This is a genomic window from Pseudomonas sp. MDT1-17 (assembly GCF_054898105.1).
On sequence record NZ_JBUBVM010000001.1, the window covers coordinates 1,591,330 to 1,609,370 of the forward strand.

Consider the following 18,041-nt stretch of genomic DNA (forward strand, 5'->3'; position numbering starts at 1 on the left):
TTCTCCGTACCCCTCCTAATACACTCCTAAATCTCAGTTCTGTAAGGCTTTTCCTTTAATCCGCGCCTTGACGGTGCGGTGGCCGCATTCCTATAGTGTGCACAAGTGGCGGAAAGTGGCATGAAGTGGGTTTTTTGAGCTCAAAACGCTAATATTTGGAGAAACGCTGACGTGTTTCGCGGAGCTAACGCTATCAGTCTCGACGCAAAGGGCCGTCTCGCCATGCCGAGCCGGTACCGTGACGAGCTCGTTTCGCGTAGTTCCGGTCAGATGATCGTCACAATTGATGCCGTTGATCCGTGTTTGTGTGTTTACCCCCTCGATGAGTGGGAAATTATTGAAACCAAACTGCGCGCACTGCCTTCGCTTCGCGAAGAGAACCGCCGCCTGCAACGTTTACTGATTGGTAATGCCGTCGACCTCGAGCTCGATGGCAGTGGTCGTTTTCTGGTTCCGCCGCGTCTTCGTGAATATGCCAAGTTGGATAAGCGCGCGATGTTGGTAGGCCAACTGAACAAGTTCCAATTGTGGGACGAGGATGCCTGGGATGCGGTTTCTGCCGCTGACCTGGCTGCTATTCAACAACCGGGCGCCATGCCTGATGAACTGCGTGATTTGATCCTGTGACTATTGATAGCGGCTTTAACCACATCACCGTACTGCTTGACGAAGCCGTGGAGGCTCTCGCCGTACGCCCTGATGGCTGCTATCTGGACGGTACGTTCGGGCGCGGCGGACACAGCAGGTTGATCTTGAGCCAGCTCGGTCCCGATGGACGGGTACTCGGATTCGATAAAGATCCTCAAGCGATTGCCACCGGGCAAACGCTAGCGGCCGAAGACGGCCGCTTTGTCGTTGTACAGCGCAGCTTTGCCGAGCTCGGTTCGGAAGTCGCCGAACGGGGTCTGGACGGCAAGGTCAGCGGCGTTTTACTCGACCTCGGCGTGTCTTCGCCGCAGCTCGACGACCCTGAGCGCGGCTTCAGCTTCCTCAATGATGGCCCGCTGGACATGCGCATGGACCCGTCTCGCGGGATCAGCGCTGCCGAATTCGTCAACACCGCCCCGGTGGAAGAAATCGCCCGGGTGTTCAAGCAATACGGCGAAGAACGTTTCTCCGGTCGCATGGCCCGTGCCGTGGCCGAGCGTCGCGACATCAAGCCGTTCGAGCGCACTGCCGATCTGGCTGAAGTCCTGAAAGTTGCCAACCCGGCGTGGGAAAAGGGCAAGAACCCGGCGACCCGTGCGTTCCAGGGCTTGCGTATTCACGTCAACAACGAACTGGGCGATCTGGAAGCCGGCCTCGAAGCCGCGCTGGAATGCCTGGAAGTCGGCGGTCGCCTGGTGGTGATCAGCTTCCATTCGCTGGAAGACCGCATCGTCAAACTGTTCATGCGCAAACTGGTGAAAGGCGAAGCCGACAACCTGCCACGCAACCTGCCGGTCCGTCACGTCGCCTTCGAACCGATCATCAAAATCCATGGCAAAGCACAGTCCGCCTCCGAGGCCGAACTCAAAGCCAACCCACGTTCCCGTAGCGCCGTCATGCGCGTCGCGGAGAAGCTGCGGTGAGCAAGCTTTTCGCCAAGCCACTTCCCGGCGGAAGCTTTTTCATGCTGCTGCTGTTTATTGGCGTGCTCGTGTCGGCCATCGGCGTTTCCTACAGCGCCCACTGGAACCGTCAGCTGTTGAACTCGCTTTACAACGAGTTGAGCGTGCGCGACAAGGCGCAAGCGGAGTGGGGCCGTTTGATTCTCGAACAGAGCACCTGGACCGCCCACAGCCGTATCGAAGTCCTGGCGACCGAGCAACTGAAGATGCGCATTCCTGGCGCCGCTGAAGTGCAGATGGTGGCGCCATGATGAAACTCGAGGGCGCACTCTTTCCGTGGCGGTTCCGCCTGGTGCTGGGTTTGCTCGGCGTTATGGTCGCGGCGATCGCCTGGCGCATTATCGACCTGCAAGTGGTTGACCGTGCCTTCCTTAAAGGTCAGGGCGATGCGCGCAGTGTTCGTCACATTCCGATTCCGGCTCACCGTGGTCTGATCACTGACCGTAACGGCGAGCCTTTGGCCGTCAGTACGCCGGTCACCACGCTGTGGGCCAACGCCAAGGAAATGCAGCTGGCTAAAGAGAAGTGGCCGGCACTGGCGGCCGCTCTGGGCCAGGATCCGAAAGCCCTGGCCGAACGTCTCGAAGCTCAGGCCAACAAAGAATTCATCTACCTGGTGCGCGGGCTGACCCCCGAGCAAGGCCAGTCCGTGCTCGATCTGAAAGTGCCGGGTGTCTACGGCATCGAAGAGTTCCGGCGTTTCTACCCGGCCGGTGAAGTCACCGCCCATATGGTCGGCTTCACCGACATCGATGACCATGGTCGAGAAGGTGTCGAGCTGGCTTATGACGAATGGCTGGCCGGTGTCCCCGGCAAGCGGCAGGTCATCAAGGATCGGCGTGGCCGACTTATCAAGGATGTTCAGGTGACCAAAAACGCCAAGGCCGGAAAGCCCTTGGCGTTGTCCATTGATCTGCGTCTGCAATACCTGGCCAACCGCGAACTGCGCAACGCGATCATCGAAAACGGCGCCAAGGCTGGCAGCCTGGTGATCATGGACGTGAAGACCGGCGAGATCCTCGCCATGGTCAACCAGCCGACCTACAACCCGAACAACCGTCGCAACCTGCAACCGGCGATGATGCGTAACCGCGCGATGATCGACGTGTTCGAACCGGGTTCGACCATGAAAGCGATTTCCATGAGTGCCGCGATTGAAACCGGCCGCTGGAAACCGACCGATACCGTCGAGGTCTACCCGGGCACCTTGCAGATTGGTAAGTACACCATCAAGGACGTGTCCAAGTCTGAAGGTCCGGTACTCGACCTGACCGGCATTCTGATCAACTCCAGTAACGTCGGCATGAGCAAGGTCGCGTTCGATATCGGCGGCGAAACGATTTTCCGTCTGGCGCAAAAAGTCGGCCTTGGCCAGGACACTGGTCTGGGCTTCCCGGGCGAGCGCGTCGGCAACCTGCCGAACTACCGCGAATGGCGCAAGGCTGAAACCGCGACGCTGTCCTATGGCTACGGTATTTCGGTGACCGCGATCCAGTTGGTTCACGCTTTCTCCGCGTTGGCGAACAACGGTCGCCTCGCGCCCCTGACCCTGATCAAAACCGACAAGGCGCCGCAAACCACGCAAGTGCTGCCGGAAACGGTGGCGAAAACCATGCAGACCATGTTGCAACAAGTGATCGAAGCACCGCGCGGCGTGTTCCGTGCGCAAGTGCCGGCGTATCACGTCGGCGGCAAATCCGGTACGGCGCGTAAAACCTCGGTCGGCACCAAAGGCTACGCCGAAAATTCTTACCGTTCGCTGTTCGCCGGCTTCGGCCCGATGAGCGATCCGCGTTACGCAATCGTGGTGGTGATCGATGAACCGACCAAGGCTGGTTACTACGGTGGTCTGGTGTCGGCCCCGGTGTTCAGCAAAGTGATGTCCGGGACCTTGCGCCTGATGAACATTACCCCGGACAACCTGCCACCTACTCAACAAGCGAACGCAACACCGGTCGTTCCGCTGAAAGCCAATGGAGGGCGCGGCTGATGTCTCTAAGTCTGAACAAAATTTTCGCCCACGCCGGCCGCGATCTGTTGATCCGCGAGCTGACCCTGGACAGCCGCAACGTGCGTGCTGGCGACCTGTTTCTCGCCGTCCCTGGCGGCAAGTTCGACGGTCGTGCGCACATTGCCGACGCCCTGCAACGCGGCGCTGCCGCTGTGGCGTATGAAGTCGAAGGCGCAACCGTATTGCCGATTACCGATGTGCCGTTGATTCCGGTCAAAGGCCTGGCAGCGCAGTTGTCGGATATCGCCGGGCGCTTTTATGGCGACCCGAGCCGTCACCTGAACCTGATCGGCGTGACCGGCACCAACGGCAAAACCAGCGTGACCCAATTGGTTGCCCAGGCGCTCGACCTGCTCGGTCAGCACTGCGGCATCGTCGGCACGTTGGGTACCGGTTTTTACGGCGCGCTCGAAAGCGGCCTGCACACCACACCGAACCCGATCGCCGTGCAAGCGACCCTTGCTGACCTGAAAAAGGCCGGCGCCAAAGCGGTCGCCATGGAAGTCTCCTCTCACGGTCTGGATCAGGGCCGCGTGACCGCACTGGCGTTTGATGTGGCGGTGATGACCAACCTGTCGCGCGATCACCTGGATTACCACGGCACCATGCAAGCCTACGGTGAAGCCAAGGCCAAGCTGTTTGCGTGGAATGATTTGAAATGCCGGGTGGTCAACCTCGACGACGATTTCGGCCGGCAACTGGCCGCCGAAAAACGCGAATCGCGCTTGATCACCTACAGCCTGGAAGACGCCAGCGCTTACCTTTATTGCCGTGAAGCGCAGTTCGACGACGAAGGTGTGCGCGCTACGCTGGTCACGCCCCAGGGCCAACACCATTTGCGCAGCACCTTGCTCGGTCGTTTCAACCTGAGCAACGTGCTGGCCGCGGTCGGCGCCTTGCTCGGCCTGGACTACGCACTGGACGAAATCCTCAAGGTCCTGCCAAAACTCGAAGGCCCGGCCGGACGTATGCAGCGCCTCGGCGGCGGTACTCAGCCGCTGGTCGTGGTCGATTACGCTCACACACCGGATGCGCTGGAAAAAGTCTTGATGGCCCTGCGTCCTCACGCCAAAGGCCGCTTGCTGTGCCTGTTCGGTTGCGGCGGCGATCGTGATCGCGGCAAGCGTCCGCTGATGGCCGAAGTGGTCGAGCGTCTGGCCGACGGCGTGCTGGTGACCGATGACAACCCGCGTACCGAAGACCCCGCAGTGATCTTCGACGACATCCGCGCCGGTTTTAAGGCTGTGGATAAAGTCACCTTCGTCGCTGGCCGTGGCCAGGCGATTGCCCAGTTGATCGCCAGCGCTTCGGCGGATGACGTGATTGTCCTGGCCGGTAAAGGTCACGAGGACTATCAGGAAATCAACGGCCAGCGTCACGATTTCTCCGACCTGGTCGAAGCGGATCACGCCCTTACCGCGTGGGAGGTGGCTCATGCTTAAAGCCTTGAAGCTGAGCGAACTGACCAGCGCGCTGAATGCCCGCCTGATCGCTGCCGATGCCAGCTTCGACGGCGTCAGCATCGACAGCCGTGCGATCAAGCCCGGCCAACTCTTTATTGCCCTGACCGGTCCGCGTTTCGATGGTCATGACTATCTTAATGACGTTGCCGCAAAAGGCGCCGTAGCGGCGCTGGTCGAACACGAAGTCGCCGACAGCACACTGCCGCAATTGTTGGTCAAAGATACCCGTCAGGCCCTCGGTCAACTGGGTGCGATGAGCCGTGCTGCTTATACCCACCCGGTCGCGGCCATCACGGGCTCCAGCGGCAAGACCACGGTCAAGGAAATGCTCGCCAGCATCCTGCGCACCCGTGGTCCGGTGCTGGCGACCCGTGGCAACCTGAACAATGACCTCGGCGTTCCGCTGACGCTGCTCGAACTTGCGCCGGAGCACACCGCCGCCGTCATCGAACTCGGTGCTTCTCGGCTCGGCGAAATTGCCTACACCGTCGGCATGACCAAGCCTCATGTGGCCGTGCTCAATAACGCCGGGACCGCCCACGTCGGTGAGTTCGGCGGGCCGGAAAAAATCGTTGAAGCCAAGGGCGAGATTATTGAAGGGCTGGATGCCGATGGCGTCGCCGTTCTCAATCTTGACGACAAGGCGTTCGACATCTGGAAGACCCGCGCTGTCGGTCGCAAAGTCCTGACCTTCGCCCTGAGCAATGTCAGCGCCGATTTCTACGCCAGCGATCTGGACCGTGACGCTCGCGGTTGCCCTGCGTTCAACCTGCACAGTCCTGAAGGTGTGGAGCGCGTTCAACTGAACCTGCTCGGCACCCATAACGTTGCCAATGCCATGGCCGCCGCAGCCGCTGCCCATGCGCTGGGCGTGTCGCTGTTCGGCATCGCCAGCGGCCTTGGCGCGGTGCAACCGGTCAAGGGCCGCACCGTCGCGCAACTGGCCAGCAATGGCATGCGCGTGATCGATGACACGTACAACGCGAACCCCACCTCGATGTGCGCCGCCGTTGATATACTCGCCGGCTTTTCCGGCCGCACCGTTCTGGTGCTCGGGGATATCGGCGAGCTGGGCGATTGGGCGGAGCAGGGGCATCGCGATGTGGGCGAGTACGCCCGCGGCAAGGTTTCCGCGCTTTACGCCGTCGGGCCAATGATGGCTCACGCGGTGAACGCTTTCGGTCCGCAGGCTTTTCACTTCGCCACTCAGGCTGAGCTGATCAAGGCCCTGGGCGCCGAGCAAGACACAAACACCACCATTTTGATCAAGGGCTCGCGCAGCGCTGCGATGGAAAACATCGTCGTCGCTTTGTGCGGGACCAGCCTGGAGAAACATTAATGCTGCTGCTGCTAGCGGAGTATCTGCAACAGTTCTACAAAGGCTTCGCGGTCTTTCAGTACCTGACCCTGCGCGGGATTCTCGGTGTGCTGACCGCGTTGGTTTTGTCGCTGTGCTTTGGCCCGTGGATGATCCGCACTTTGCAGAACCGTCAGATCGGTCAATCCGTTCGCAACGACGGTCCACAATCGCACTTGTCCAAGTCGGGCACCCCGACCATGGGCGGCGCGCTGATTCTTTCGTCCATCGGCGTCAGCACGTTGCTTTGGGCTGACCTGTCCAACCGTTACGTGTGGACCGTGCTGCTGGTGACCTTGTTGTTCGGCGCCATCGGCTGGGTCGACGACTACCGCAAAGTGATCGAGAAAAACTCCCGTGGCTTGCCGAGCCGCTGGAAGTATTTCTGGCAATCGGTGTTCGGCCTGGGCGCGGCGATCTTCCTTTATATGACCGCAGCGACACCGGTGGAAACCACCCTGATCCTGCCGATGCTCAAGGACCACAGCATTGTGCTGGGCGCAGGTTTCATCGTCCTGACGTACTTCGTGATCGTCGGCTCGAGCAACGCGGTCAACCTGACCGACGGCCTCGACGGTCTGGCGATTATGCCCACCGTCATGGTCGGCGGCGGGTTGGGGATTTTCTGCTACCTGTCGGGTAACGTGAAATTCGCTGAATACCTGCTGATCCCGTATGTACCGGGCGCAGGCGAGTTGATCGTGTTCTGCGGTGCCTTGATCGGCGCGGGTCTCGGGTTCCTCTGGTTCAACACGTATCCGGCTCAGGTGTTCATGGGCGACGTCGGCGCACTGGCGCTGGGCGCGGCCCTGGGCACCATCGCGGTGATCGTCCGTCAGGAAATCGTCCTGTTCATCATGGGCGGTGTGTTCGTGATGGAGACCCTGTCAGTCGTCATCCAGGTTGCTTCCTTTAAGCTCACCGGTCGCCGCGTGTTCCGCATGGCACCGATTCACCACCACTTTGAACTCAAGGGCTGGCCCGAGCCACGTGTGATCGTCCGATTCTGGATCATCACCGTGATTCTCGTACTGGTTGGCCTTGCCACCCTGAAGCTGAGGTAGAACGAGTGTCTCTGATCGCTTCTGACCACTTCCGCATCGTTGTCGGCCTCGGCAAGAGCGGCATGTCCCTGGTTCGCTTCCTGGCGAACCGGGGCACGTCGTTTGCTGTCGCCGATACGCGGGAAAATCCACCGGAACTGGCCACGCTCAAGCGTGACTATCCGCACGTGGAAGTGCGTTGTGGCGAGCTGGACGTCGAATTCCTGTGCCGCGCCGACGAGCTCTATGTGAGCCCCGGCCTGGCGCTGGCGACCCCGGCCCTGCAGGCCGCCGCCGCCCGTGGCGTGAAATTGTCCGGTGACATCGAGCTGTTCGCGCGTAACGCGAAAGCGCCGATTGTCGCCATCAGCGGCTCCAACGCGAAAAGCACCGTCACCACGTTGGTGGGCGAGATGGCTGCAGCGGCCGGCAAACGTGTCGCCGTCGGCGGCAACCTCGGTACGCCGGCGCTGGACCTGCTCAGTGACGACGTCGAGCTGTACGTGATGGAATTGTCGAGCTTCCAGCTCGAAACCACCGACCAACTGAACGCCGAAGTGGCGACCGTGCTCAACGTCAGCGAAGACCACATGGACCGCTACAGCGGTCTGCCGGCCTACCACTTGGCCAAGCACCGGATCTTCCGCGGTGCGAAGCAGTTTGTGGTCAACCGTCAGGATGCCCTGAGCCGTCCGCTGATGGGCGAAGGTCAGCCATGCTGGACGTTCGGTTTGAGCAAACCCGATTTCAAGGCATTCGGTATTCGCGAAGAAGACGGCGAGAAGTACCTGGCCTTCGAGTTCCAGAACCTGATGCCGGTGCGCGAGTTGAAAATTCGCGGCGCCCACAACCAGTCCAACGCCCTGGCGGCATTGGCCCTGGGCCATGCTGTTGGCCTGCCGTTCGACGCGATGCTGTCGAGCCTGCGTACTTTCGCCGGGCTTGAACATCGCTGCCAATGGGTCCGCGACCTCAATGGCGTGGGCTACTACAACGATTCCAAAGCCACCAACGTCGGCGCCGCACTGGCTGCCATCGAAGGCCTGGGCGCGGACATCGACGGCAAGCTCGTGCTGATCGCCGGTGGCGATGGCAAGGGGGCCGAGTTCAAGGACCTGCGTGATCCGGTCGCGGTTAACTGCCGCGCCGTGGTGCTGATCGGCCGCGACTCCGAGCTGATCGCTCAGGCCATCGGCGATGCCGTGCCACTGATTCGCGTCAACTCGCTGGACGAAGCCGTCGTGCAATGCCGCGGCATCGCCGAACCGGGCGACGCGGTGCTGCTGTCCCCGGCCTGCGCCAGTTTCGACATGTTCAAGAATTACGAAGACCGTGGTCACCAGTTCGTCCGCGCTGTGGAGGATCTGGCATGAGCCTGAGAAACATCATCAAGCCATACCCGTCGCCGATCATTACCGGGCGCGGTATCGACCTCGACTTCCCGATGCTCGCCGGCTGCCTGGCATTGATTGGCCTGGGGCTGGTCATGATTGCATCGGCATCGACCGAAGTGGCAGCGGTGCAGTCAGGCAGTGCCCTGTACTACATGATTCGCCACCTGATCTATGTGGTGCTGGGCCTGGGTGCCTGCATCGTTACCATGATGATTCCGATCGCCACCTGGCAGCGCCTGGGCTGGCTGATGCTGATTGGTGCGTTCGGTTTGCTGGTGATGGTGATCATCCCGGGGATCGGCCGTGAAGTGAACGGTTCGATGCGCTGGATCGGCTTCAGTTTCTTCAACGTTCAGCCTTCCGAGATCGCCAAGGTGTTCGTGGTGATCTACCTCGCCGGCTATCTGGTACGTCGCCAGAAAGAAGTGCGTGAAAGCTGGATGGGCTTCTTCAAGCCGTTCATCGTTCTGCTGCCGATGGCGGGTCTGTTGCTGATGGAACCGGACTTCGGTGCCACCGTCGTGATGATGGGGGCTGCGGCGGCGATGCTGTTCCTCGGCGGGGTCGGGCTGTTCCGTTTTTCCCTGATGGTTATCCTCGCGGTCGGGGCGGTGGTGTTGTTGATTCAAGTGCAGCCTTATCGAATGGCGCGCTTGACCAACTTTGCGGATCCGTGGGCTGACCAGTTCGGTGCAGGCTATCAGTTGTCTCAAGCGTTGATCGCTTTTGGTCGCGGTGAATGGCTGGGCGTCGGCCTGGGCAACAGCGTGCAGAAACAGTTTTACCTGCCGGAAGCCCACACCGACTTCGTGTTCTCGGTCCTGGCCGAGGAGCTGGGTGCCGTAGGTTCCTTGTGCACGGTAGCGCTGTTCGCCTTTGTTTGCGTGCGTGGCATGTACATCGGCTATTGGGCCGAGAAGGCCAAGCAATTCTTCGCCGCCTACATCGCGTACGGCCTGTCATTCCTGTGGATTGGTCAGTTCCTGATCAACATCGGGGTGAACGTCGGCCTGCTGCCAACCAAGGGTCTGACCCTGCCGTTCCTCAGTTATGGCGGTAGCTCGTTGGTGATCTGCTGTGCCTGTCTCGGCTTGTTGCTGCGCATCGAGTGGGAGAGTCGAACCCACCTGGGCAGTGAAGAGATGGAGTTCCATGAGAGCGACTTCGCTGAGGAGTCCCCCCATGGGCGCTAACGTATTGATCATGGCAGGCGGCACCGGTGGCCACGTGTTCCCGGCGCTGGCGTGTGCCCGCGAATTCCAGGCCCGTGGCTACACCGTGCATTGGCTCGGGACGCCGCGTGGCATCGAGAACGATCTGGTGCCGATGGCCGGCATCGAGCTGCATCGGATCAATGCCAGCGGTTTGCGCGGCAAGGGCAAGCTGTCCTTGCTCAAGGCACCGGTCATGTTGCTCAAATCCATCTGGCAGGCGCGGGCGATCATTCGTCAGCTGCGGCCGGTGTGCGTGGTCGGCTTCGGTGGTTATGTGACCGGCCCTGGTGGCGTTGCAGCCAAACTGGCCGGCGTGCCAGTGATCGTTCATGAACAGAACGCCGTGGCCGGTACCGCCAATCGGTTGCTGGTGCCGTTGGCCGCCCGAGTCTGTGAAGCGTTCCCCGACACCTTTACCCTGTCGGACAGCCGTCGGACCACCGGTAACCCGGTGCGCACCGAGCTGTTCCTCGACACACCGCGACAGGCTCTGGCGGGTCGCAAGGCGCGTTTGCTGATCCTGGGTGGAAGCCTGGGCGCAGAACCGTTGAACAAGTTGCTGCCTGAAGCCCTGTCGCAAGTCGCCCCCGACCTGCGCCCGGAAGTGTTTCATCAGGCCGGCAAAAACCACGATGAAGTGACAGCAGAGCGTTATCGCGCGGCTGGCGTCGAGGCGCAAGTGCAGCCTTTCATCAAAGACATGGCCCAAGCCTATGGCTGGGCCGACCTGGTGGTGTGCCGCGCAGGCGCGCTGACCATCAGTGAACTGGCCGCCGCCGGTCTGCCCTCGATGCTGGTGCCTTTGCCCCACGCGATCGACGATCACCAGACCCGCAACGCCGATTATTTGGCCCGTGAAGGCGCTGCCTTCCTGATGCCGCAAAGAACGACTGGCGCAGCGGATCTTGCCGCACGCCTGACAGAGGTCCTGATGCAACCACAACGACTGACCGACATGGCCACCGCCGCACGCCGCCTGGCCAAACCCGATGCCACCCGTAACGTGGTCGATACCTGCCTGGAGGTGGCCCATGGTTGAGAATCAGAAAGCCATGCCGCAACCGGAAATGCGCCGCATCCGTCGCATCCACTTCGTCGGGATCGGCGGCGTGGGCATGTGCGGTATCGCTGAAGTGTTGCTGAACCTGGGCTATGAAGTGTCCGGTTCCGACCTGAAAGCTTCGCCGGTGACCGAGCGTCTCGAGTCCTTCGGTGCCCAGATTTTTATCGGCCACCGTGCCGAGAACGCCGCGACCGCCGATGTGCTGGTCACCTCCAGTGCTGTGAACACGTCCAACCCGGAAGTCGCCACCGCCCTGGACCGCCGCATTCCGGTGGTGCCGCGTGCTGAGATGCTGGCTGAGCTGATGCGTTACCGCCACGGCATCGCCGTCGCCGGTACCCACGGCAAAACCACCACCACCAGCCTGATCGCTTCGGTGTTTGCCGCCGGTGGTCTGGACCCTACCTTCGTCATCGGTGGCCGTCTGAATGCCGCAGGCACCAATGCCCAGCTCGGCACCAGCCGTTACCTGATCGCCGAAGCCGACGAAAGCGACGCCAGCTTCCTGCATTTGCAACCGCTGGTGGCCGTGGTCACCAACATCGACGCCGATCACATGGCGACCTACGACGGTGACTTCAACAAACTGAAGAAAACCTTCGTCGAATTCCTCCACAACCTGCCGTTCTACGGTCTGGCGGTGGTGTGCCTGGACGATCCGGTGGTGCGTGAAATCCTGCCGCTGGTGAAACGTCCTACAGTCACTTACGGCTTCGGCGACGACTGCGATGTGCGTGCAATCAATGTGCGTCAGCAGGGCATGCAGACATTCTTCACCGTGCTGCGTCCTGATCGCGATCCGTTGGATGTCTCGGTGAACATGCCGGGTAACCACAACGTATTGAACGCCCTGGCGACCATCTGCATTGCTTCTGACGAGGGTGTCAGCGATGAAGCCATCGTCCAGGGCCTGTCCGGGTTCCAGGGTGTCGGCCGACGCTTCCAGGTCTACGGCGAACTGCCGGTAGAAGGCGGCAACGTAATGCTGGTCGACGACTACGGTCACCACCCGACCGAAGTCGCGGCCGTGATCAAAGCCGTGCGCGGTGGCTGGCCGGAACGTCGTCTGGTGATGGTCTACCAGCCGCACCGTTACAGCCGGACCCGCGACCTGTACGACGATTTCGTCAATGTATTGGCCGACGCCAACGTTCTGCTGCTGATGGAAGTCTACCCGGCCGGTGAAGAACCGATCCCGGGCGCCGACAGCCGCAAGTTGTGCAACAGCATCCGTCAGCGCGGTCAGCTCGACCCGATCTACATCGAGCGCGGTGTCGACCTCGCGCCAATCGTCAAACCGCTGCTGCGTGCCGGCGACATCCTGCTGTGCCAGGGCGCCGGTGATATCGGCGGTCTCGCACCGAAACTGTTGAAAAGTCCGTTGTTCGCAGGCGCCGTTGCCGCGCCAAGTGTGGGGAAGTTGAAATGACTGCTGCTTACGCCAACCTCGTCTCCACACTCGCGCCGAAAGACTTCGGCCGCGTCGCCGTGCTGTTCGGCGGCAGGAGTGCCGAGCGTGAGGTTTCCCTGAAGTCGGGTAATGCGGTTCTCGACGCGCTGCTAAGCGCCGGTGTGGACGCGTTTGGTCTCGACGTGGGCGATGACCTGTTGCAGCGTCTGCTGAACGAAAAAATCGACCGCGCCTTCATCATTCTCCACGGTCGTGGCGGTGAAGACGGCAGCATGCAGGGCCTGCTCGAGTGCCTGGGGATTCCGTACACCGGCAGCGGAATTCTGGCCTCGGCACTGGCCATGGACAAGCTGCGCACCAAACAGGTCTGGCACAGCCTCGGGATTCCGACGCCACGCCATGCGGTACTGAGCTCCGAGGCCGATTGTATTTCGGCAGCGACGGAACTGGGCTTCCCTTTGATCGTCAAACCGGCCCATGAAGGTTCAAGTATCGGGATGGCCAAAGTGTCTTCAGCTCTTGAGTTGATCGACGCGTGGAAAGCGGCCAGTACCTACGATTCGCAAGTGTTGGTCGAGCAATGGATTCAAGGTCCGGAGTTCACCATCGCCACCCTGCGTGACCAGGTGTTGCCACCGATTGCCCTGGGCACGACGCACAGTTTCTACGACTACGACGCCAAGTACGTGGCTTCCGATACCCAGTACCGGATCCCGTGTGGCCTCGACAGCAGCAAAGAAAAAGAACTCATGGACCTCACGGCGAAAGCCTGTGAGGCGCTGGGTATCGCCGGTTGGGGCAGGGCAGACGTGATGCAGGACGCCGACGGGCAGTTCTGGTTCCTGGAAGTCAATACCGCACCGGGCATGACCGATCACAGTCTGGTTCCGATGGCGGCTCGTGCCGCCGGCCTGGATTTCCAGCAACTGGTTCTGGCGATTCTGGCCGCCAGCATTAGCAGCAATAACGAGCCGCGAGGTTAAGACCATGCAAGGCGCTCAGCTGAGACATCAGCCCTCCGCACCACCCGGCCGCAAGCCGGTGCCGCGGGGTGCCAGCCGAATGGTGGCCAAAGAGCCGATGTCTGCGCGCCTGCCGAAAGCCAATTTTGGTTTTCTGAAAGCCTTGTTCTGGCCGGTGCTGTTGGTTGCGCTGGGGTTCGGTACTTACGAAGGCGCGCAGCGTTTGTTGCCGTACGCCGACCGGCCGATCACCAAGATCAACGTGCAGGGCGACTTGAGTTACATCAGCCAGCAAGCGGTGCAGCAGCGGATCGCCCCGTACGTGGCGTCGAGCTTCTTCACCATCGATCTTGCGAGCATGCGTACCGAGCTTGAAACGATGCCATGGATTGCCCACGCCGAAGTGCGGCGGGTGTGGCCGGATCAAGTGGTGATCCGCCTGGAAGAACAACTGCCGATAGCCCGTTGGGGCGATGAAGCGCTGTTGAACAACCAGGGCCAGGCGTTTACCCCGCGTGAGCTGGCGAACTACGAACACTTGCCACAGCTGTTCGGCCCACAACGAGCTCAGCAGCAGGTAATGCAGCAATACCAGGTGCTGAGCCAGATGCTCAGGCCGATGGGCTTCTCGATTGCACGCCTGGAGTTGCGTGAACGAGGCAGTTGGTTCCTGACCACGGGTGCCGGCAGCGCGGGCCCGGGAATCGAACTGCTGCTGGGACGCGGCAAGCTGGTGGAAAAGATGCGCCGCTTCATTGCCATCTACGACAAGACGCTTAAAGAACAGATTACGAACATTGCGCGCATCGATCTGCGCTACGCCAACGGCCTCGCTGTTGGCTGGCGGGAACCTGTAGCGCCCACGGCAGCCCAACCCGCTGTCGCGAAGAATTAAGAAGAGGCAGGACCCATGGCAAACGTGCAAAGCGGCAAAATGATCGTCGGTCTCGATATCGGCACCTCCAAGGTGGTGGCGCTGGTCGGCGAGGTCTCGGACGACGGCACGCTGGAAATCGTCGGGATCGGTACCCATCCGTCCCGTGGCCTGAAGAAAGGCGTGGTGGTGAACATTGAGTCCACCGTGCAGTCGATCCAGCGCGCGATCGAAGAAGCGCAGCTGATGGCCGGTTGCCGCATTCACTCGGCATTCGTCGGCGTGGCCGGCAATCACATCCGCAGCCTGAACTCCCACGGCATCGTGGCCATTCGTGATCGCGAAGTCAGCTCCGCCGACCTTGAGCGTGTTCTCGACGCCGCCCAGGCCGTTGCAATCCCGGCTGACCAGCGCGTGCTGCACACCCTGCCGCAGGATTACGTGATCGATAACCAGGAAGGCGTTCGTGAGCCGCTGGGCATGTCCGGCGTACGTCTGGAAGCCAAGGTTCACGTGGTCACCTGCGCCGTCAACGCCGCACAGAACATTGAAAAATGTGTGCGTCGCTGCGGCCTGGAAATCGACGACATTATTCTCGAGCAGCTGGCTTCCGCGTATTCGGTCCTGACCGATGACGAGAAAGAGCTGGGCGTGTGCCTGGTGGACATCGGCGGTGGCACCACCGACATCGCGATCTTCACCGAAGGCGCGATCCGTCACACCGCGGTGATCCCGATTGCGGGCGACCAGGTGACCAACGACATCGCCATGGCGTTGCGCACCCCGACCCAGTACGCCGAAGAAATCAAGATTCGCTATGCCTGCGCCCTGGCCAAACTGGCCGGTGCCGGTGAAACCATCAAGGTCCCAAGTGTCGGCGACCGTCCACCGCGCGAGCTGTCCCGTCAGGCCCTGGCCGAAGTGGTCGAGCCACGTTACGACGAGCTGTTCACGCTGATCCAGGCCGAACTGCGTCGCAGCGGCTACGAAGACCTGATCCCGGCCGGCATCGTGCTGACCGGCGGTACGTCGAAGATGGAAGGCGCGGTCGAACTGGCCGAAGAGATCTTCCACATGCCGGTCCGCCTGGGCGTGCCGCATGGCGTCAAGGGCCTGGACGATGTGGTTCGCAACCCGATTTATTCCACCGGCGTTGGCCTGTTGATGTACGGCCTGCAAAAGCAGTCCGACGGGATTTCGTTCTCGGGCATCAGCAGCCGCGACAGTTACAGCAATGAAGAACCGAAAGTCGCCTTGCTCGATCGCTTCAAGAGCTGGGTACAAGGCAACTTCTAAAGATTTACCGCAGCACCGCAGCACCGCTTCAAAAAGCAGTAGGCGAAAAAACTAGAGAATGTAAGGAGAGGGAAAATGTTCGAACTCGTAGACAACGTCCCCGCAAGTCCGGTTATTAAAGTTATCGGTGTTGGCGGAGGTGGCGGCAACGCCGTCAATCACATGGTCAAGAGCAACATTGAAGGCGTTGAGTTCATCTGCGCCAACACTGATGCCCAGGCGCTGAAAAGTATCGGCGCGCGGACCATCCTGCAACTGGGCACCGGCGTGACCAAAGGTCTCGGCGCTGGCGCCAACCCTGAAGTAGGTCGTCAGGCCGCTCTCGAAGACCGTGAGCGCATTGCCGAAGTCCTGCAGGGCACCAATATGGTGTTCATCACCACTGGCATGGGCGGTGGTACCGGTACCGGTGCTGCGCCGATCATTGCTGAAGTGGCCAAGGAAATGGGGATTCTCACCGTTGCGGTGGTGACTCGTCCGTTCCCGTTCGAAGGCCGCAAGCGCATGCAGATCGCCGACGAGGGTATCCGTCTGCTGTCTGAAAGCGTCGACTCGTTGATCACTATTCCCAACGAGAAGCTGCTGACCATCCTTGGCAAGGACGCAAGCCTGCTGTCCGCATTCGCCAAGGCCGACGATGTATTGGCCGGTGCCGTTCGCGGTATCTCCGACATCATCAAGCGTCCGGGCATGATCAACGTCGACTTTGCCGACGTACGGACCGTGATGAGCGAAATGGGCATGGCGATGATGGGCACTGGCTGCGCCAGCGGTCCGAACCGTGCACGTGAGGCCACCGAAGCGGCCATTCGCAATCCACTGCTGGAAGACGTGAACCTGCAAGGTGCACGCGGCATCCTGGTGAATATCACCGCCGGTCCTGACCTGTCCCTGGGTGAGTACTCCGACGTGGGTAGCATCATCGAAGCCTTCGCTTCCGAACACGCGATGGTCAAGGTCGGTACCGTTATCGATCCGGACATGCGCGACGAGCTGCACGTGACCGTGGTTGCCACCGGTCTGGGCGCGAAAATCGAGAAACCTGTGAAGGTCATCGACAACTCCGTTCACACCTCCATGGCTTCCCAGCCACAACATCAAGCCCCTGCACGTCAGGAACAGCCCGCGGTAAACTACCGTGACCTGGACCGTCCGACCGTCATGCGCAACCAGGCTCAGGCCGGTGCTGCGACTGCCGCGAAGATGAATCCGCAAGATGATCTGGACTACCTGGACATCCCGGCTTTCCTGCGTCGTCAGGCTGATTGATGGAATGTATCAGGGCTATGAAGGTGATTGGTGTTCAGCAAAGGCCTGGTCTGCTATTATCGCCAGCCTTTGTTGATACCAGTTCGCAAATTGCGCTGAAGCGGCCCAAGCCATGATTAAACAACGCACACTGAAAAATATTATCCGTGCCACAGGTGTAGGCCTGCACTCCGGGGAGAAGGTATACCTGACCCTCAAGCCCGCACCTATCGACACCGGCATTGTGTTTTGTCGTGCCGACCTCAACCCTGTGGTGCAGATTCCTGCCCGCGCGGAAAACGTTGGTGAAACCACGATGTCGACCACGTTGGTCAGTGGTGACACCAAAGTGGATACGGTGGAGCACCTGCTCTCGGCCATGGCTGGCCTGGGCATCGATAACGCCTACGTCGAGCTCTCCGCGTCCGAAGTTCCGATCATGGATGGTAGCGCTGGACCCTTCGTATTTCTGATTCAGTCGGCTGGCCTGGAAGAACAGGACGCCGCCAAGAAGTTCATCCGGATCCTGCGGGAAGTGACAGTGGAAGACGGCGACAAGCGCGCCACTTTCGTCCCTTTCGAAGGCTTCAAAGTGAGCTTCGAGATCGATTTCGATCACCCGGTTTTCCGTGACCGCACCCAAAGTGCAAGCGTGGATTTTTCCAGCACTTCGTTCGTAAAAGAAGTCAGCCGCGCCCGTACCTTTGGTTTCATGAGTGACATCGAGTACCTGCGCAAGCACAACCTCGCACTCGGCGGCAGCGTTGAAAACGCAATTGTGGTCGACGCTGATGGAGTACTGAACGAAGACGGCCTTCGCTATGAAGACGAATTCGTGAAGCACAAGATCCTCGATGCAATTGGTGACCTCTACCTGTTGGGCAATAGCCTGATTGGTGAATTCAGGGGCTTCAAGTCCGGCCACGCATTGAACAACCAGCTGCTGCGCAAGTTGATTGAGCAGACAGATGCTTGGGAAGTCGTGACTTTCGATGACGCCAGCACTGCACCGATCTCTTACATGCGCCCTGTTGCGGCCGTGTAAGTAAAAAACCTCTCTAGTTTTTAAAGGCTACCTTCGGGTGGCCTTTTTTT

Annotated in this window: 16 protein-coding genes; all 16 read left to right on the top strand. The window is 60.5% G+C overall.

What is annotated here, in order from left to right:
- Nucleotides 1–171 precede the first annotated feature (171 nt).
- The 16 genes from mraZ to lpxC all read left to right on the top strand — a co-directional run bounded on the left by mraZ (nucleotide 172) and on the right by lpxC (nucleotide 17,991).
- Nucleotides 172–627, top strand: coding sequence for a division/cell wall cluster transcriptional repressor MraZ (gene mraZ / locus ACYZTX_RS07150; RefSeq protein WP_403107792.1), 456 nt, complete (start codon nucleotides 172–174; stop codon nucleotides 625–627).
- The gene (gene rsmH, locus ACYZTX_RS07155) at nucleotides 624–1,571 is read left to right on the top strand and encodes a 16S rRNA (cytosine(1402)-N(4))-methyltransferase RsmH (RefSeq protein WP_046048256.1); all 948 of its coding nucleotides are present in this window, start codon (nucleotides 624–626) and stop codon (nucleotides 1,569–1,571) included. Before mraZ ends, rsmH begins: the two co-directional genes overlap by 4 nt.
- Nucleotides 1,568–1,861, top strand: a complete 294-nt coding sequence (gene ftsL / locus ACYZTX_RS07160) for a cell division protein FtsL (RefSeq protein WP_003205353.1) — start codon at nucleotides 1,568–1,570, stop codon at nucleotides 1,859–1,861. The genes rsmH and ftsL overlap by 4 nt, the downstream gene beginning before the upstream one ends.
- On the top strand, nucleotides 1,861–3,600 hold the full coding sequence (locus ACYZTX_RS07165; RefSeq protein ID WP_462037000.1) for a peptidoglycan D,D-transpeptidase FtsI family protein: 1,740 nt from the start codon (nucleotides 1,861–1,863) through the stop codon (nucleotides 3,598–3,600). The genes ftsL and ACYZTX_RS07165 overlap by 1 nt, the downstream gene beginning before the upstream one ends.
- Nucleotides 3,600–5,063, top strand: coding sequence for a UDP-N-acetylmuramoyl-L-alanyl-D-glutamate--2,6-diaminopimelate ligase (locus ACYZTX_RS07170; protein WP_462033483.1), 1,464 nt, complete (start codon nucleotides 3,600–3,602; stop codon nucleotides 5,061–5,063). Before ACYZTX_RS07165 ends, ACYZTX_RS07170 begins: the two co-directional genes overlap by 1 nt.
- On the top strand, nucleotides 5,056–6,423 hold the full coding sequence (locus ACYZTX_RS07175; protein ID WP_462033484.1) for a UDP-N-acetylmuramoyl-tripeptide--D-alanyl-D-alanine ligase: 1,368 nt from the start codon (nucleotides 5,056–5,058) through the stop codon (nucleotides 6,421–6,423). Before ACYZTX_RS07170 ends, ACYZTX_RS07175 begins: the two co-directional genes overlap by 8 nt.
- Nucleotides 6,423–7,505: a phospho-N-acetylmuramoyl-pentapeptide-transferase gene (gene mraY / locus ACYZTX_RS07180; protein ID WP_461966012.1), complete on the top strand. Its 1,083-nt coding sequence runs from the start codon at nucleotides 6,423–6,425 to the stop codon at nucleotides 7,503–7,505. The genes ACYZTX_RS07175 and mraY overlap by 1 nt, the downstream gene beginning before the upstream one ends.
- A gap of 5 nt (nucleotides 7,506–7,510) precedes the next feature.
- Nucleotides 7,511–8,857, top strand: coding sequence for a UDP-N-acetylmuramoyl-L-alanine--D-glutamate ligase (gene murD, locus ACYZTX_RS07185; RefSeq protein ID WP_462033485.1), 1,347 nt, complete (start codon nucleotides 7,511–7,513; stop codon nucleotides 8,855–8,857).
- Complete coding sequence (ftsW, locus tag ACYZTX_RS07190; RefSeq protein ID WP_462033486.1) at nucleotides 8,854–10,071, top strand: putative lipid II flippase FtsW; 1,218 nt, start codon at nucleotides 8,854–8,856, stop codon at nucleotides 10,069–10,071. Before murD ends, ftsW begins: the two co-directional genes overlap by 4 nt.
- Nucleotides 10,061–11,131, top strand: a complete 1,071-nt coding sequence (murG, locus tag ACYZTX_RS07195; protein ID WP_462033487.1) for an undecaprenyldiphospho-muramoylpentapeptide beta-N-acetylglucosaminyltransferase — start codon at nucleotides 10,061–10,063, stop codon at nucleotides 11,129–11,131. The genes ftsW and murG overlap by 11 nt, the downstream gene beginning before the upstream one ends.
- On the top strand, nucleotides 11,124–12,584 hold the full coding sequence (gene murC / locus ACYZTX_RS07200) for a UDP-N-acetylmuramate--L-alanine ligase (protein WP_462033488.1): 1,461 nt from the start codon (nucleotides 11,124–11,126) through the stop codon (nucleotides 12,582–12,584). The genes murG and murC overlap by 8 nt, the downstream gene beginning before the upstream one ends.
- Nucleotides 12,581–13,549 (top strand): D-alanine--D-alanine ligase, encoded by a 969-nt coding sequence (locus ACYZTX_RS07205; protein WP_462033489.1) that lies wholly within the window; start codon nucleotides 12,581–12,583, stop codon nucleotides 13,547–13,549. The genes murC and ACYZTX_RS07205 overlap by 4 nt, the downstream gene beginning before the upstream one ends.
- Nucleotides 13,550–13,553: 4 nt before the next feature.
- Complete coding sequence (locus ACYZTX_RS07210; RefSeq protein WP_462033490.1) at nucleotides 13,554–14,423, top strand: cell division protein FtsQ/DivIB; 870 nt, start codon at nucleotides 13,554–13,556, stop codon at nucleotides 14,421–14,423.
- A gap of 15 nt (nucleotides 14,424–14,438) precedes the next feature.
- Entirely contained in the window at nucleotides 14,439–15,698 is a 1,260-nt protein-coding gene (gene ftsA, locus ACYZTX_RS07215) for a cell division protein FtsA (protein WP_033061341.1), read from the top strand.
- Between the two features lie 75 nt (nucleotides 15,699–15,773).
- Complete coding sequence (gene ftsZ / locus ACYZTX_RS07220) at nucleotides 15,774–16,967, top strand: cell division protein FtsZ (RefSeq protein WP_462033491.1); 1,194 nt, start codon at nucleotides 15,774–15,776, stop codon at nucleotides 16,965–16,967.
- Nucleotides 16,968–17,079: 112 nt separating this feature from the next.
- Nucleotides 17,080–17,991: a UDP-3-O-acyl-N-acetylglucosamine deacetylase gene (gene lpxC, locus ACYZTX_RS07225; protein WP_462033492.1), complete on the top strand. Its 912-nt coding sequence runs from the start codon at nucleotides 17,080–17,082 to the stop codon at nucleotides 17,989–17,991.
- The last annotated feature ends 50 nt before the right edge of the window (nucleotides 17,992–18,041 follow it).